We start from the raw sequence: 209 nt of genomic DNA, 5'->3' as shown, positions 1-209 counted from the left end.
TCGCCGCCCCGGCCCGCGCTGTTGACGGCGCTGGTGTGGCTGCCCGCTTCCAGCAGCGTGGTGCCGCTGGCGCCGCTGGCTTTCAGCACGATCTTGCCGTTCGCCCCCAGCGCCGCGCTGTCGGCGTTGATGCGCCCGCGCTGGTTCACCAGCGCGCCGTAGATGCCGACCTTGCCGCCCGCCGCCAGCACCTGGCCCAGGTTCAGCGC

The 209-nt window shown here is 74.2% G+C and carries 1 protein-coding gene; it reads right to left on the bottom strand.

The features are described from left to right. The coding region (locus tag AC6H42_RS21505) for a hypothetical protein (RefSeq protein WP_497548904.1) at positions 1 to 209 on the bottom strand (209 nt) is incomplete at both ends.

This window comes from Massilia sp. NBRC 108631, from assembly GCF_059704565.1.
Note: the sequence above shows the minus strand (reverse complement) of the source record. Positions and strands in the feature narration are given on the sequence as shown.